The 15,110-nt window shown below is 63.7% G+C and carries 13 protein-coding genes; 7 read left to right on the top strand and 6 right to left on the bottom strand.

What is annotated here, in order from left to right:
- The first annotated feature begins 39 nt into the window (after nucleotides 1-39).
- The 3 genes from ACTJKX_RS21110 to xth all read left to right on the top strand — a co-directional run bounded on the left by ACTJKX_RS21110 (nucleotide 40) and on the right by xth (nucleotide 2,826).
- Complete coding sequence (locus ACTJKX_RS21110) at nucleotides 40-846, top strand: ParA family protein (protein WP_311934052.1); 807 nt, start codon at nucleotides 40-42, stop codon at nucleotides 844-846.
- 9 nt (nucleotides 847-855) lie between these two features.
- Entirely contained in the window at nucleotides 856-1,734 is an 879-nt protein-coding gene (locus ACTJKX_RS21105) for a ParB/RepB/Spo0J family partition protein (protein WP_311934051.1), read from the top strand.
- Nucleotides 1,735-2,004: 270 nt separating this feature from the next.
- The gene (gene xth / locus ACTJKX_RS21100; protein ID WP_311934050.1) at nucleotides 2,005-2,826 is read left to right on the top strand and encodes an exodeoxyribonuclease III; all 822 of its coding nucleotides are present in this window, start codon (nucleotides 2,005-2,007) and stop codon (nucleotides 2,824-2,826) included.
- 551 nt (nucleotides 2,827-3,377) lie between these two features.
- Here the strand turns inward: xth and ACTJKX_RS21095 are convergent.
- From ACTJKX_RS21095 to ACTJKX_RS21080, 4 genes are all read right to left on the bottom strand, one after another.
- A complete protein-coding gene (locus ACTJKX_RS21095; RefSeq protein ID WP_440726400.1) occupies nucleotides 3,378-4,193 on the bottom strand; it encodes a DUF3108 domain-containing protein in 816 nt (271 codons plus the stop codon).
- A gap of 390 nt (nucleotides 4,194-4,583) precedes the next feature.
- Nucleotides 4,584-5,822 carry a tRNA (N(6)-L-threonylcarbamoyladenosine(37)-C(2))-methylthiotransferase MtaB gene (mtaB, locus tag ACTJKX_RS21090; protein ID WP_440726399.1) on the bottom strand — a complete coding sequence of 413 codons (1,239 nt, stop codon included), beginning with the start codon at nucleotides 5,820-5,822 and terminating at the stop codon, nucleotides 4,584-4,586.
- Entirely contained in the window at nucleotides 5,819-6,682 is an 864-nt protein-coding gene (dapF, locus tag ACTJKX_RS21085; protein ID WP_440726398.1) for a diaminopimelate epimerase, read from the bottom strand. Before dapF ends, mtaB begins: the two co-directional genes overlap by 4 nt.
- A 65-nt stretch (nucleotides 6,683-6,747) precedes the next feature.
- Nucleotides 6,748-7,086 (bottom strand): GNAT family N-acetyltransferase, encoded by a 339-nt coding sequence (locus ACTJKX_RS21080; protein WP_440726397.1) that lies wholly within the window; start codon nucleotides 7,084-7,086, stop codon nucleotides 6,748-6,750.
- A 350-nt stretch (nucleotides 7,087-7,436) separates the two neighbouring features.
- On the opposite strand from ACTJKX_RS21080, the gene ACTJKX_RS21075 reads away from it, so the two are divergent.
- Complete coding sequence (locus ACTJKX_RS21075) at nucleotides 7,437-8,255, top strand: APH(3'') family aminoglycoside O-phosphotransferase (RefSeq protein ID WP_440726396.1); 819 nt, start codon at nucleotides 7,437-7,439, stop codon at nucleotides 8,253-8,255.
- Here the strand turns inward: ACTJKX_RS21075 and ACTJKX_RS21070 are convergent.
- Entirely contained in the window at nucleotides 8,226-9,419 is a 1,194-nt protein-coding gene (locus ACTJKX_RS21070) for a glycosyltransferase family 4 protein (RefSeq protein ID WP_311934044.1), read from the bottom strand. The two genes, ACTJKX_RS21075 and ACTJKX_RS21070, sit on opposite strands and share 30 nt — an antisense overlap.
- A gap of 447 nt (nucleotides 9,420-9,866) precedes the next feature.
- Here ACTJKX_RS21070 and ACTJKX_RS21065 point away from each other — a divergent pair, with 447 nt between their 5' ends.
- A complete protein-coding gene (locus tag ACTJKX_RS21065) occupies nucleotides 9,867-11,294 on the top strand; it encodes a hypothetical protein (protein WP_440726395.1) in 1,428 nt (475 codons plus the stop codon).
- 17 nt (nucleotides 11,295-11,311) lie between these two features.
- Here the strand turns inward: ACTJKX_RS21065 and ACTJKX_RS21060 are convergent, their stop codons facing one another.
- Entirely contained in the window at nucleotides 11,312-12,178 is an 867-nt protein-coding gene (locus ACTJKX_RS21060) for a glycoside hydrolase family 16 protein (protein WP_394310771.1), read from the bottom strand.
- Nucleotides 12,179-12,672: 494 nt separating this feature from the next.
- On the opposite strand from ACTJKX_RS21060, the gene ACTJKX_RS21055 reads away from it, so the two are divergent.
- Nucleotides 12,673-14,163 carry an oligosaccharide flippase family protein gene (locus tag ACTJKX_RS21055; RefSeq protein WP_440726394.1) on the top strand — a complete coding sequence of 497 codons (1,491 nt, stop codon included), beginning with the start codon at nucleotides 12,673-12,675 and terminating at the stop codon, nucleotides 14,161-14,163.
- 4 nt (nucleotides 14,164-14,167) lie between these two features.
- A complete protein-coding gene (locus tag ACTJKX_RS21050; RefSeq protein ID WP_367623527.1) occupies nucleotides 14,168-15,109 on the top strand; it encodes a glycosyltransferase family 2 protein in 942 nt (313 codons plus the stop codon).
- Nucleotide 15,110: the final 1 nt, after the last annotated feature.

Genomic DNA, 15,110 nt, shown 5'->3' with positions numbered 1-15,110 from the left:
CATTTAGATGCCGTTTCCACGCTTTGGGCTGCAGGAAAGATGGGTGCCATGACGTTGCCGCGTATTCTCGCTATTGCCAATCAGAAGGGTGGGGTTGGCAAGACCACGACAGCCATCAATCTCGGCACGGCCCTCGCCGCAATCGGCGAAGATGTGCTGATCATCGATCTCGATCCCCAGGGCAATGCTTCTACGGGTCTTGGTATCGGCATGAAGCAGCGCGTGCGGACCACTTATGATGTGATGGTCGGTGATTGCGATCTGCGTGCTGCGATCGTCGAAACCGTGGTGCCACGGCTGCATCTGGCGCCCTCCAATATGGATTTGCTCGGGGTCGAGCTTGAAATCGCCGGTGAGCGCGATCGTGCATTCCGTCTGCGCAAGGCCATTCACGCCTTGGCTTCGTCGAGTGATTTTCCCTGCTCCTATGTCCTGGTGGATTGCCCGCCCTCACTCAATCTTCTCACGGTGAATGCCATGGCAGCTGCAGATGCGGTCCTGGTGCCCCTGCAATGTGAATTCTTTGCTCTGGAAGGGTTGTCGCAGCTGCTGCGTACGGTGGAGCAGGTGCGCAATTCGCTCAATCCCCATCTCAGCATTCACGGTGTGGTGCTGACCATGTATGATGCTCGGAACAATCTCTCTGGGCAGGTCATGGCGGATGTGCGCGATTTCCTGGGTGAGAAAGTCTATCAAACGGTCATTCCGCGCAATGTTCGTGTCTCGGAAGCGCCGTCCTATGGTAAGCCTTCGCTGCTCTATGACCTCAAATGCCCGGGTAGCCAGGCCTATGTTCGTCTCGCCTCCGAAGTGATTCAGCGCGAGAAATTGTTGCGTGCTGCGTAAGGAGCGATCATGACTTCTGATGATAGAATGCGTCCGCGCCTGGGGCGCGGCCTGGCCGCCTTGATCGGCGACGCTGGCGAGGAGGGGGCGGCGATTGAACGGGCTCGCGGCCAACGCCGGGTGCCGACGGGCTTCCTGCGGCCTAACCCCAAGAATCCACGGCAGAATTTCAGCGAGGAAGAACTCGAGGATCTCGCCAATTCTGTCCGTGAGAAAGGCATCATTCAGCCTATCCTGGTTCGCGCTGTTGCCGGCAGCATGGATGCCTATGAGATCATCGCGGGCGAACGGCGCTGGCGTGCTGCGCAGCGGGCCGAACTTCATGATGTACCCGTAACGATTGTCGAAGCTTCCGATAAGGAAGCGCTCGAACTTGCGATTATCGAGAACGTCCAGCGTGCCGACCTCAACGCCATCGAAGAAGCGATTGGCTATGATCGTCTGATCGAGGAATTCTCCTATTCCCAGAATGATCTTGCCAAGGTTATCGGCAAGAGCCGTAGCCATGTGGCAAACACGCTTCGTCTGCTCAAGCTTCCCGATGCGATCAAGGTCAATGTCGTAAGCGGCAAACTGACGGCCGGGCATGCCCGTGCCCTCCTGTCGGTCTCCGATCCCGAAAGCGTGGCCCGACTGATCATCGACGAGAACATGTCGGTGCGCGATGCCGAGAGTATCGTGCAGGACCAGTCGCAAAGTGCCGGCAAGACCTTGCGGGCGCGCAGCCGCGTCGAGAAGGACCCCGATACGATTGCGCTGGAGCGGACCATCTCGGACGTGCTCGGTCTCAAGGTCGTGCTCGATCATCGCGGCGATGGAGGCGAGTTGAAGATTCGCTACAAATCGCTTGAGCAACTCGACGATCTCTGCCGCCGCTTGCGTGGCTAGCCCATCCCGGCCGGAAGCTCATCCTGCTTTCGGAAAAGCGACAAGATAGCAAAGCCTATGGGTCCGGTCGGTTTTCGGAATCGGATCGAGGGCCGTAGCTGCCAACTTCTTTCTGGTCGCAGCCGGACCGATCCTCAGACCTAGCGAGGAGATGGGTCCGCCATGATCGGCTGCGGTCAACCCGGAGACGCTGCCTACCCGGCGGTTATCCCCCCAAACAGACATGCCACGCCGGGCGTGGCGGCCCACCCTCACCCGAGTGTTTTTTCCATGCAGATCACCCTCACCACCTGGAATATCAATTCGGTTCGTCTGCGCATGGGGCTGGTCGAGCGCTTGGTGAGGGAGAAAAACCCGGACATCCTCTGCCTGCAGGAAACCAAGGTCGAGGATGGCAAGTTTCCCCTCAACGATGTGCGTAAGCTCGGTTTCGAGCATATCGCCTTCAATGGGCAGAAGGGCTATCACGGCGTAGCGATCTTTTCGCGCTTGCCCTTCGAGATGGTCGACAAGCGTGAGTTCTGCCAGAAGGGCGACGCCCGGCATATTTCGATCCGCCTTGGGGCTGAAGCCGGCCTGAAGCAGCCGCTCACCGTTCACAACTTCTACGTGCCGGCGGGCGGGGACATTCCCGACCGCGAGCTCAATCCGAAATTCGGCCACAAGCTCGATTTTCTCGCGGAGATGCATGAGTGGTTTGCCGGTGATTTTCCGCAAGCCAATGGTCGTGCCCTGCTGGTGGGAGACCTCAACATCGCGCCTTTCGAGCATGATGTCTGGAGCCACAAGCAGCTACTCGACGTCGTCTCGCATACGCCGGTCGAAACCGAAGCGATGAAGGCGATGATCGCCGTTGGCGGCTGGATCGACCTGATGCGCGAGTTCACGCCCGAGCCGGCCAAACTCTATACGTGGTGGAGCTATCGCGCGGCCGACTGGATTGCCTCCAATCGCGGCCGGCGGCTCGATCATATCTGGGCGAGCCCGAGCCTGACCGGCACGGCCCGGTCGATCGAGATTCTCAGCGAAGCCCGTGGCTGGGAAAAGCCTTCGGACCACGTGCCGGTCACGGGCGTCTTCGAGATCGACTGACTACAATCGGGCGAAGTCCGTTCGAGAGGCGAACGGCTGAGCCTGGATCACGGCTTGGGATCGAGGTGTCCCAACGAAGCTGATTTGGCAGTCGTTGGATGCACCCGCGCACGGACAGCGAGTTCGAGCATCGCGGCTTCATGAGCGTTTTCTGTCTGCACTCGCCGCGGTCATGGCTAACAAGAAACTAAGCCGGCAACTTAAGGCCGATCTCTTCTCGTTAATCAGGGCGAGGAATGCAGCCAAACCCTGAACGAATCACCGACGAATCGGGCGGCTCAGATCGGTCGAACGACTGCCTGGCCGAGGGGCGTTAATGGGTTTGGAAGGAGAAGAACATCGCTATACGCGGCAGTTCTGCCTCGAATGCCTGGAGAAGATGCCGATCCCAGACAGGAAACGGCTCGTCATAAGGCTGACGCGGACCAGTCGATAGTCGGCTAAGGACGATGAAATCCCGATCCGTGGGGATGATTGAAATAGGCCAGTGCCGAAATGGGCCGACATCAGGCTTAACCTCGATGTTTCGTTTCGGCACAGCCCCATCCGGCTCAATCTGCATCGCCGCCAAAACGAGAGGCGGTGAGGGTCAGGCGTCCAATCTGGGTACCGATGATGATCTTGAACGGCGCGAGTACATGCGTCTCGCCGATCGGTGCAAGCCATAGTTCGATGTCGCGGTTCTCGACCATGAATTTGGTCTGGGAGCGCGAAGGCCGGTGGCCGGCGATCGGCACATAGCGCGCCGAACAGACGATGGCGGGGCCGGCGTAGCCCTTGCCGCTGACCTGCTCGGTACGGGCATAGGACAGCTTGATATCGAAACGCTGCGCTCCGTCGAACACCGGGAGTGAACGTCGGCATGCCGCGGCATCGAGGGCCTGGCCGCCGGTCACGGGTACCAGCACGGCCGAAAGCGGGTCGATCACGCCGTGCTTGTTGGCGTCCGTGAGCGGCACGCGATCCTTGCGCGGCGGCAGGTCGGGCTGCAACTGCAGGGCGGTGACATTGCCGCCGGCGAGAGCCATCTGCACCGATTGCGGCTTCTTGCCCGCCACCGAGGTGAGGGTATAGGCCGTCGGGCGGACCTGGCTGGAGCCGAGCTTTCCCGAAGAGGAAGCCGAGCCGCGCCCGTCGCTGATCAGGCGGATCAGGCCACCCACCTTGGCGGAGGCGTCGATCTTGTAGGGGCCGCCGTCGCTCAGATTGATGGCGAGATTCGCCGTGCCGATGGGGAAGCCGGCAAGGGTGACACCGTAATTGATCGCCGTCCTGGCGCTGGCCGCGGCTGCCAGGGAAGGCGTCAGGCCGGCTGTAAGGAAAAGGCTGGCGCCGAGCGCCGATCGAAAGAAATGCGAAATCGTCACGCCGGTCTCCGGGGCCGTTTGCAGCGCCGGACCCGAATTCGGGTTCGGGCCCGATGCCGTGGGTTGTTGTCGCGTTTCCGCCGAAGACCGGCGTCCACGTTTCGGCACGAGGCTCCAGTCGGCGAGTCCATCATGCGCACAGAATCTCTCGAGCGCATTCTAACAAGGTAAACGTTACGTAAATCTTGCCGACGCCAGTGCTGTTGAAGCTATCTTGGCCTGCCCAGGCTGAATGGTCGATGAATCAGACATGGCGCAATTGTGTCGTGCGGAGCGCCGACATCGTGGCTGCCCGCTCTTGACGCCCTCCCGGTTCCCAGGATGCGGATATGGCGACGTGCGGCCATTCGCCGGCAGGTTCGTGCTTCGAAGACAATGCCGAGACGCGGCCTACAACGCCGTCGCCAGCAATTCCCGGCCTTGCTGCCCCTCGACCCGCACGCGCATGAAGCTGCCCGGGGCCGCGGGCCTGTCGGGCCGCACGGCGGCGAATTGAGCAGTGCGGCCGATGCCGCCGCGCTCCATCAAGATCTCGCGGATCTCGCCGGTTTCGCTGGCAAGAAAGCGTGCCATCGCCCGGTCGCCGGCCTCCCGCAGGCGGGCGGCGCGGCGCTTCACCTCGGCACCGTCGACGGGTGGCATACGCGCCGCCGGCGTGCCGGGCCGCGGCGAGAAGGGGAAGGCATGCAGATAGGTGATGCCGCACTCCTCGATGAGATCGAGCGAACGGGTGAACATCGCCTCGTCCTCGGTGGGGAAACCGGCGATCAAATCGGCGCCGAACACGATGTCGGGCCGGAGGCGCCGGGCCTCGGCGCAGAAGCGAATCGCATCCCGGCGCAAATGCCGGCGCTTCATGCGCTTGAGAATGAGATCGTCGCCGGCCTGGAGCGACAGATGCAGATGCGGCATCAGCCTGTCATCCTCGGCCAGGGCCCGCATCAGATCGGCGTCTGCCTCGATCGAATCGATGGACGACAGGCGCAGGCGCGGCAGGTCCGGCACCTCGCGCAGAATACGACGCACCAGCGAGCCCAGGGGCAGGGGATCGGGTAGGTCGGGGCCATAACTGGTGAGGTCGACCCCGGTCAGAACGATTTCCTTGTAGCCGGCCTCGACCAGGCGGCGGATCTGCGCGATCACCATCTCCGGCGGCAGGGAGCGCGAATTGCCGCGGCCGAAGGGAATGATGCAGAAGGTGCAGCGGTGGTCGCAGCCATTCTGGATCTGCACGAAGCCGCGGGCACGGCCTTCGAAACGCTCGATCTCAGGCAAGGCGATGTCGTCGGCCGCCATGATGTCCGAGGTGACCAGCATGCCCGAAGTCTCGGTCAGGAAGGCCCAGGTCCGGGCTTTCAGCTTTTCGGCATTGCCGACCACGAAGTCGACTTCCGGCATGGCGGTGAAACGGTCGGCATCGATCTGTGCGGCACAGCCGGTGACGGCGATCCGTCGTTGCGGATTCTCACGCTTGAGCCGACGGATGGCCTGCCTGGCCTGGCGCGCCGCCTCGGCCGTCACCGCGCAGGAATTGATCACGGTCAGGTCGTCGCGCGAGCCGATGACCGTCTTCATCGCCTCCGATTCGTGAATATTGAGGCGGCAGCCGAAGGTGACGATCTCGGTCATGCCGCGTCGGCGAACCAGGAGGCCGCAAAGCGGCCCTCATGTTCGAGTTCCGCTGCCCCGGTCATCAGCACGTGGCCATCGGCCTCGCGCCATTCGATCCGGAGGTCGCCGCCCGGCAGGCTGATGCGAGTCCTGCGCCCGGTGTAACCGAGCCGAGCCGCAGCGACGCCAGTGGCGCAGGCAGCCGATCCGCAGGCGCGGGTGAGGCCGGCGCCGCGCTCCCACACGCGCAGCACGATATGGCCGCTGTCGCGGACCTGGGCGATCGAGACGTTCACCCGCTCGGGGAACAGGGGATCGTGCTCGATGGCCGGGCCGATGGTGGCGAGATCGATCTCGGCCGGGTCGCGGTCGATCCAGAACACGGCGTGGGGATTGCCCATGTTCACCACGCTCGGTGATTGCAGGACGGGAGCCCCAGCCAGGCCATAGGCGTAGTCGATCGCCCTGGTATCGCCGGCGTCCCGGGCGAGGGGGATCGCCTGCCAGTCCAGGGCCGGCGGGCCCATATCGACGGTGAAATCCGCTTCCGCACGCCGGGCCTCGACCAGGCTGGTCGGCGTCTGCAGCATGAGGCGGTCCTTGCCGAGCACCGGCATCAGATACCAGGAGACGCAGCGCGTGCCGTTGCCGCAGGCCCCGGACTGGGAACCGTCACCGTTGAAGATGCGCATGAAGGCGTCGCTCCCCGCCTGTTGCGGCGGATAGAGCACCATCAGCTGATCGAACGGCTCATGCGCCGCGATGGCACGGGCTTCCGCCGGCGTCACGGCATGCGACCCGTCGGTGAGATCGAGCACGACGATCTCGTTGCCGATGCCGTTCATCTTCAGATAGGGGCGGTTGGCGAGGCCAGACATGGTGGTTCCGATTGATTGAAGGCCCTTGATATAGGGCAAAAACCCTTGCGAACCAATGGGGGCATTCAGCTAGAGGCCTGCCCGAGGTCGAGGCGCATGATCGGCCGCTCCGGCGTCGGGGAGGGAGCATACCGGAAACCGAGCCGCTCGAAGGTGGTCACGAAACCGGTCGAGGAAGAGGAAGGCGAAAGGCGCCGGTCGATCGGATAGGCTTCGATGGTGGTGGCCCCGCCGGCGCGGCCGAAATCGATTGCGGCCTCGATCAGGCGCGATGCGACGCCCCGCCGGCGGATCCCCTTGGCGATGTAGAGACAGGATACCGACCAGACCGGTTTGTGATCGGCGATCGCAGCCGCCAGACGCGGTCGATATGGGGGATGGATGGGCGTGGCCCGATCTGGCACCAGCCGACGGGGCTTGCGTCGGCGAAAGCCAGCAGGCCCGGCGGCGGCCCGGTCTCGACCACGGACCGGAAGGCGGCGCGATTTTGGGTGGGGGCTCGCCGTCGGTAGAGACTGCCGATCTGCCAATACATGCACCAGCAGCCGGATCTCGCGCCATTCTCGCCAAAGAGGGCCTCGAAATCGGGCCAGAGCTCGGCGGTGAGGGGACGAATGGTCAACTCCATGAGCAAGTCTCCTTCCCGTGGCATCCGACAGGAATCGCCCCAGGGGCATCGGGGTCGCGGCGCACCGGCCCAGCCGTGGCCCTATTCTGCATTATGGTCACGGCCCCCAATTTGGAGCGATTCGCCATGCCTTCGACCGCCAATGCCCCCAGCCTGTTGCCTGCCCTTCCCTTGGGAAGAGAATGGCTGGCGGTCAGCCACGGTGAGTCGGGCGACAGCGTCTATCGTCGCAGCGATGGCGGGGCCTTCGCCAAACTATCACAGGGCCGTGGCGCCAGCGCGCTGGAGGCGGAGCGCCGGCGGGTCGAGTGGCTGAGCCGCTTCAAGCTCGGCTCTCCGGAAGTGCTCGACTGGCGCGCAGGGGAGGAGGGCGCCTGCCTGGTCACCAGCGCCATAGCCGGCGTACCGGCGAGCGATCTCGACGGCGATCAGCTATTGCAGGCCTGGCCGTCGATCGCGGCCCGCATCGGCGCGCTGCACGCGCTGGCGATCGAGGATTGCCCGTTCGAACGCGGCCTGTCGACCATGTTGGCGCGCGCAGCTGACGTGGTGGCGCGCGGTGCCGTCAATCCGGATTTCCTGCCGCCGGAGCAGCGGGAGGAGGTACCAGCCGATCTCCTGCTTGTGCTCGAGGCGCAGCGCGAACAGCGTCTCGCGGAAGAGATGAGGGATCGCGTCATCTGTCATGGCGATGCCTGCATGCCCAATTTCATGGTCGATCCCGCTACGTTGCGCTGCACCGGCATGATCGATCTCGGCCGCCTCGGCACGGCGGATCGCTATGTCGACCTTGCGCTGATGCTGGCCAATGCCGGCGAGAGCTGGTCCGGCCCGGAGCAGGCCGAAGCGGCCTTCGCCAGCCTGTTCGAGGTGCTCGGGCTGCAGCGACCGGACAGGCAGCGGCTCGACTTCTATCTAGGCCTCGATCCGCTGACCTGGGGCTGAGGCCGGCAGGCATTCGCGATAGACCGCAAAGGTCTCCTCGACCACGCGGTCCAGCGTCATGCGCGCGGCATTTGCGTGTGCACGGCTCTTGCCGTCCTGCAGGGCACCGGGGGTGACGAGCAGGGAGACCAGGGCCTCGGCCAGGCGAGCGGGATCATCGGGCGGTACCAGCAGCCCCGCCTTGCCGCCATCCAGCATTTCCGGCACGCCGCCGACATTGGAAGCGACGATGGCGCAGCCCGCCTCGCTGGCCTCGGAGAGCACCAGTCCGGCCGGCTCGGCCAGGGAGGGCAGCACGAAGACATCCGCTCCCCTGAAGAAAGGCCGCGGGTCGTCCCAGCCACCGTGAAAGGTGATCGCCGCTGCGCATGGCATGGCCGCGGCCACGGCCTCGTATTCGGCGCGGTGCGGGCCGTCGCCGACGAAATGGAGCGAGGCCCCGGGAACTTCCCTGGCGACCCGCTCGAAGGCCCGCAGCAGGACGGGCGCCCCCTTGCGCGGGTGCAGGCCGCCGACATAGAGAATCGAGGGCGTGCCAAGCGCCGCAGGCGGGCCGGCCGGCGCCGAGAGGCGCGGCGAGCCGATATTCCCGTTCAGCACGGTGCGGATGCGGGAAGCCGGGATGCCGCGCTTGGCCATCGAACGGGCGACGGCGTCGCTCACGGCAATCACCCGCCGGCCCACGCCCATGGCGACGGCGCTGCGCGCGAACTCGTTGTGGACAGTGGTGATCAGCGGCACACCCGCAGCCTTGCAGGCCGGCCAGCACAGCACCGCGCTCGTCATCATATGGGCATGCACGATGTCGAAACGGCGCGAACGCAGCAGCCGGGTGAGAGCGGCGACCGCCCGCAGCGCAACCAGGGGCTTCTGGCGCTGGTCGATCCGGATGATCTCCACGCCATGGGCAGCCAGCAAGGCGTCGAAATCGCCGTCGCCGCTGGCAATGGCCACCTCATGGCCGAGCTGTGCCTGCATGCAGGCGAGATCGATGGTGAGGTGCACATGCCCGTTGAGGCGGCGTGTATGATTCAAGACATGCAGGATGCGCAAGGCCAGCTCTCGTCGGAAATGGAAAACGCCAAACAGTTTCTTGTCGATGCGGCTTGCGAAGGGCTCGTCGCCATGGAGTGGTTGCGTCGCCGGGGCTGACCGCTGTGGCAAGATCCCTCCGCCAAGCTTCGACATTCGAAACCGGCGGCATCATGGCCAAGACGATTTGAGAATAATCCATAAAAGCGCGCCGCGGGCCACTTGGCTAAAGGGAGGGGGCTCCTTCTGTGTGATATCCGTCGAATGGATATCTGTCGGCTGCCGGCGCCATTGTCTAGAAGAGCCCGCTGGATCAGCTCCATCGGGCCGGTATCGCCGCGGCGGTTGCCATATTTCGGTGGGCGCATGAACTGGAATCATCGGGCGCCATGATGTGATACTGTCCCGATGGCGCAAACCGTGCCGGCATTTTTGCACCAGCGGGGCCATTCCGGAACGTTTTTCCCGGGCCGGAACACAAGCATGCCGCGGTTCGAGTGGCGGCCGAAGCGAGGACTGAGGGCAAGGCGCGTTTCCGCTGGAACGAGCTCTGCCAGGGGCAGACGGAAAGGGCCTCGCGTGAGTTTGGAACCCATTGGTGTCTTCTTCATTCTGCTCGGAATCCTCGCTTTGAGACGAGGGCCGGTTTTCGGCGTTTCCATGCTCATTCCCTGCATGATCTTCGGTTCCTCCGCCGCGCTCATCCTGGCGGGCACCACCATCCAGCCGGCCCATCTGCTGCTGGGGTTCACGGCAGCATCCGTGCTGACACGTCCAGGCACCTGGTCGGTCGTCACGGCACGCCTCACCTTTCCGCGTGAGGGATTCTGGTTCGTCGCGACCGCGGCTGTCGGCATTGTCGGCGCCTTCATCCTGCCGCGCTTCTTCGCCGGTGCCTCCTATGTCGCCGCCATCGGTGCCACCTCTGACGGTGGCTCTGCGCCCATTCTGGTGCCGCTTTCTCCCACCACCGGCAATCTGACGCAGAGCGTCTACTTCATCGGCGACATCGTCTGCTTTCTGATCTGCTACATCGTTGCCCGGACCAGGGAAGGCCTGGAGGCCGTCACCAATGCCGTGGTGGCCTATTGCGCCCTCAATATTTTCTTCGCGGTCGTCGATCTCGCCACCTTCTGGACGGGAACCGCCTTCCTGCTCGATTTCATGCGCAACACCACCTACACCATGCATGACGACACGGTGGTCAACGGGCTCAAGCGCATCAACGGCTCCTTCACCGAGGCCGCGGCCTTTGCCTCGTCGTCGATGTGGGCCGGCAGTTTTGCCCTCCGGCTCTGGCTCGGCAATATCCGCCCTCAACTCACATTCTGGCTGGCGCTGATCAACTTGCTCCTGGTGATCTTCTGCACTTCCACCAGCGGCTATGTCGCCTTGCCGGTGGTGCTGGCGATCCTCTATGCGGAGTCCCTGCTGCGCCTGGTGCGCGGCGGGCCCCTGCCGCGCAGCGTCTATGCCTATCTGGCTTTCGCACCCCTGCTGCTTGCCGTCATCGTCGCAGCCGTACTGCTCACCCCCACCTTGGCAGAAACGATCTACGGCATGATGCAGGACTTCGTGCTCAACAAGGGAACGAGCCAGTCTGCGGCGGAGCGCGGCATGTGGAACCAGACGGCGCTCGAAACATTCTTCGCGACCTATGGGCTGGGAGCCGGCATCGGCACGGTGCGCGCCTCGAGCTTCCCGCTGGCAGTGCTGGCCAATCTCGGCGCCATCGGCGCACTCACCTATGGGATCTTCATCCTGATGGTGCTGTTCAAGCCCGCTATCCGTCCCCTTGATTGGGCCACGATCCAGCTGCGAGCCGCCGTGCGGATCGGCTGCCTCGTAGGCCTGATCATGGCCACGATCTCGGGTACCCTGATCGATCTCGGCCTGCCCTTCTACATGCTGGCCGGCATTGCCTGCGCCACCTGCGACCTCGATTCAGGGGCCAGAAGGCAGACAGCAGAGGCCGTCAGGCCCGCCAGGGCCCAGGTCATGAGTTAGAGGTCATGGGTTAGAGGTCATGGGTTGATGGCCACCGCGTCCGGATCCTTGGAATAGATGCGGATATAGTCGATCAGCATGTCGTAATAGCCGCTTTCGGGAACGCTGATCGGCCAGCCGCCGCCCATGGCCAGGTTGAACATCCAGAAGAAACGGTCGACGCTGTCAGCCCGCAACAGCGAAACCGTGTGGACGAGCTTGCCGTCGAGAAAAGCGGAAACCTCGTTGTCGCCCACCAGATAGCCATAGGTATGGAAATCGGCGCTCAGGTCGGGAAGCTTTTGCGACATGGCGGGGGAAGATGTCTTGTTTCCCCAATTGTGGACGATGGTGTGGAAGATGGTCATGTCGACGCCATAGGCTTCCAGCCCGTCGATCTCGATGGAGCCGAGCGGATCGCCCTCAGGGGTCTGCGATTTCAGGTTGAGGGCCCAATTGGCAGGCCACACGCCCTTTCCGGCCGGGAACTTCTGGCGGACCTCGACATAGCCTCGCCGAAACGCTGCGCTTGGCGGCTTGCCGTTGGGAAAAGCCGTGCTGATCATGCCGGAATACCATTTGCGCTTCCAGCCGGTGGGATCGGCAAAGTCGGCCTTGTGATTGGCCCGGATCCGCAGCTTGCCGTCCGCGACCTGGTAGACCTGGCCGAACAACTCGGCGTCCGCCTGGCTGGCTGTGACGAAATAGCTGTCCGAGCCCCATTGCTCGCCCTTGGGGTTGGTGCCGATATGCCATTTGTCGCGGTCGAGCTCGGTTCCCTCGAATTCGTCCCTGAAGATGAGCTTGTAGCCGCTGAGGTCCGGTACGGCTTGTCCCCATGCCGGTGCGGCGGACAGGCCCAGGGCGGGAAGGGCCAGGAACAGGCGCCGGGTGATGGGACTCATGGGTACGAATTCCTTTCAGGCTCGCGGGTGCTCCGTCGACGGAGCGTTGCAACGGGCTGCTGATGTGTGATGATTGGGAGCCGCCAGGTCTTTGCCGAGCTGCCTGAGGATAGCCCAGAGGGTGCGGCGCGGACCACCTCCCAAAAGGGGGAGTGGTTCCCTTTTGGCGATCCTTCGAATGGATAGCTGTCAGGCTGCGAGGCCTTTGCATAAAATAGCTATCGCTGGTAGCAGCCGTCATCATCGGCGGTCATCCGCGGCCGGATAAGCCACGACTTGTTTTGATATTCGGTCTGGGGGACGAACCCCCAGCTCGAGATTTTTGTTCGCTGATGAAAGGCTCCGGTCGTCGCGCCGTGATATCCACGTTCCATACAATTCAACCTCGATGATGATCCTGATCGCACACCCTCAATGGCACCGCGGAACTTCCGGCGCCGGCTTCGAAACTGCTTGGGCCTTACGAGGGCAGGCAGAGGGGGGCCTGTGCCGCCATGAGGGCTGAAATCGGCGCACTTTCGAAACAGACGGCCAAGGCCGGTGCCTGGACCGCCGGAGCGCGGCTTGCCGGCAAGTCGGTGGATTTCGTTGCCTTGATCGTGCTGGCCCGCTTCCTCGGACCCAGCGATTTCGGCCTGGTCGCGATGGCGATGACATTGATCTTCATCGTCGAGGCCGTGATGGAACTGCCGCTCGGCGCTGCCATGCTGCGCGTTCCCGAGCCGACCGCGGAGGTCTACAACACCGCCTTCACGCTGGGAGCCCTGCGCGGACTGATCATTGCCGGCTTCTTCATTCTCTGCGCCTGGCCGATATCCTTCTTTTATGGCGAGCCCCGGCTGGTGCCCCTGGTGATGAGCCTGGCCCTGGCGCCGGCCATGCGCGGCTGCGTCAGCCCCATGCTGGTGGAATTCAACCGGCGCATGGATTTCCGCCGCCAGGCCGGGCTCGACATCACCAGCAAGACCATTGCCGTGACCACCGCAATTATCGTGGCCATCCTGACGCGAAGCTACTGGTCGATCGCGCTCGGAACCATTCTGGTGGCCTTTGTGGCCCTGGTCGGTTCCTACTGGCTCGCACCGATGCGCCCACGCCTGACGCTGAAGGCCTGGCCGGTCTTTGCCGACATCCTGACCTGGAACCTGATGTCGCAGATCCTGTCGGCCATCAACTGGCAGACGGATCGCTTCATCCTGCCCCGTTTCATTCCGCCCGCCGCCTTCGGGCGCTATGTCATGGCCAACGATCTTTCCTCGCTGCCGTTCCAGGTCCTGGCTGCCCCGCTCGGAACGCCGCTGAACGTGGCCTTCGTCAATGCGCATCAGAATGGCGGCCTTCGGAACAGCTATCTCAAGGCGAGCGTCGGCATCTTCCTGCTGATGGCGCCGATCCTTTGCTTCGGCGCCATCATGGCCGAGCACCTGATCCATGTCTTTCTCGGCCCGCAATGGGCCGAGGCCGCCCCCATCCTTACCGGCATCGCCCTGGCCTGCATCGGCTCCATTCCGGCGCTGCCGATGGCGCCCCTGGCCGTCAGCCTCAACAAGTCGCGCCAGATCACGTTCAGGAATCTGGTCGAGTTTGCCGTGCGCGTGCCGCTCACCATCGCCGGTATCCTGTGCTTCGGGGTTATGGGAGCCATTGCCGCCAAGGCGCTTGCCACGCTTGCGGTGCTGGTCTCGACCATGATGGCGGTGAAATCGATGATCGGGTTGAGCTATCGTGCCCAGCTTGCCGCCTTTGTCGGGCCCTGTGCAGCGCTGGTGATCAGTGCGCTTTTCCTGGTCTATGTCTCGACCCTGTTTCAAGACAGCACGGATATCGTCATGAATCTGGTCCGGATCGGTGCTGCCGGCGCGGTCTATCTGGTGACCTATGTCGGCAGTGTCTATCTGATGGCACGCTGGTTCGGTGACGCAGTTGGGCTGACCGGCCTGGTCGACCAGCTCATGTCGCGGGCACGGCTTCGGTTCAGGACCTGATGACATGCGCGGCGATGGCAAGGAAGACCTGCATCATGGAGAGATCGGCGTGAAGGCGCATGAGAACATGCGGATTGCCGTCGCAATCGCGACGGCGGGCCGACGGGATGTGCTGACCGAGACCGTGCGTGTGATGATGGGCCAGGAGCGCCGGCCCGACGATTTCCTGATCTGCCCGGCCAAGCCTGCCGATGCCGACGAGGCCGCCCTCCGGCAGATCGTGCCGGGCCTCAAGATGATTGCGGGTCCCGTCGGCCTGCCGCATCAGCGCAACGCCCTGATGGCCGCCACCGACGCGGACATCGTGATGTTCTTCGACGACGACTTCCTGCCCGCGCCCGATTTCCTGGCCGAGACCGTCAGGCTGTTCGTGGAAAATCCCGACATGGTGATGGTCACCGGCACGGTGCTCGCCGATGGCGCCCCGGGGGCGGGGCTCGGCATGCGCGAGGGCCTCGACAGGTTGGCGGTGGCCGGCCCCAATCGCGCGGCGGACACGCTGGAGCCGGTCTATAATGGCTATGGCTGCAACATGGCGGTGCGGCTCGAGCCGGTGCGCCGGCACGGCCTGGCCTTCGACGAAAAGCTGCCGCTCTATGCCTGGCTCGAGGATGTCGATTTCTCACGGCAGCTCGCGCCCTTCGGCCGGATCGTCAAGAGCGGGCGCCTGCGCGGCGTGCATCTGGGCACCAAGTCGGGGGGGCGCAGCCCCGGCCGGCGGCTCGGCTATTCGCAGATCGCCAACCGCGTCTACATCATGCGCAAGGGCAATATGAGCCTGCGCGGTGCGCTGGAGGGCAGCATCGAAAACCTGGCTTCCAATCTGGTCAAGAGCGCCTTTCCGGAGCCTTGGACCGACCGGCGCGGACGGCTCGCCGGCAATCTTCTAGCTCTGTGGGATCTGGTACGGGGGCAACTCGATCCTGCGCGGATTCTCAAATTGTAGG

The sequence above is a fragment of the Labrys sp. 22185 genome (genome assembly GCF_052045555.1).
In the GTDB taxonomy this organism is placed as follows: domain Bacteria; phylum Pseudomonadota; class Alphaproteobacteria; order Rhizobiales; family Labraceae; genus Labrys; species Labrys neptuniae.
The sequence above is the reverse complement of the archived record's forward strand: the minus strand, read 5'-3'. Positions and strand labels throughout refer to the sequence as shown.

Bases quoted from the DNA above. Each gene is read 5' to 3' on its own strand.
- ACTJKX_RS21110 (WP_311934052.1), top strand. From the start codon at position 40: ATGGGTGCCATGACGTTGCCGCGTATTCTCGCTATTGCCAATCAGAAG.
- ACTJKX_RS21105 (WP_311934051.1), top strand. From the start codon at position 856: ATGACTTCTGATGATAGAATGCGTCCGCGCCTGGGGCGCGGCCTGGCC.
- xth (WP_311934050.1), top strand. From the start codon at position 2,005: ATGCAGATCACCCTCACCACCTGGAATATCAATTCGGTTCGTCTGCGC.
- mtaB (WP_440726399.1), bottom strand. From the start codon at position 5,822: ATGACCGAGATCGTCACCTTCGGCTGCCGCCTCAATATTCACGAATCG.
- dapF (WP_440726398.1), bottom strand. From the start codon at position 6,682: ATGTCTGGCCTCGCCAACCGCCCCTATCTGAAGATGAACGGCATCGGC.
- ACTJKX_RS21075 (WP_440726396.1), top strand. From the start codon at position 7,437: ATGCCTTCGACCGCCAATGCCCCCAGCCTGTTGCCTGCCCTTCCCTTG.
- ACTJKX_RS21060 (WP_394310771.1), bottom strand. From the start codon at position 12,178: ATGAGTCCCATCACCCGGCGCCTGTTCCTGGCCCTTCCCGCCCTGGGC.
- ACTJKX_RS21055 (WP_440726394.1), top strand. From the start codon at position 12,673: ATGAGGGCTGAAATCGGCGCACTTTCGAAACAGACGGCCAAGGCCGGT.
- ACTJKX_RS21050 (WP_367623527.1), top strand. From the start codon at position 14,168: ATGCGCGGCGATGGCAAGGAAGACCTGCATCATGGAGAGATCGGCGTG.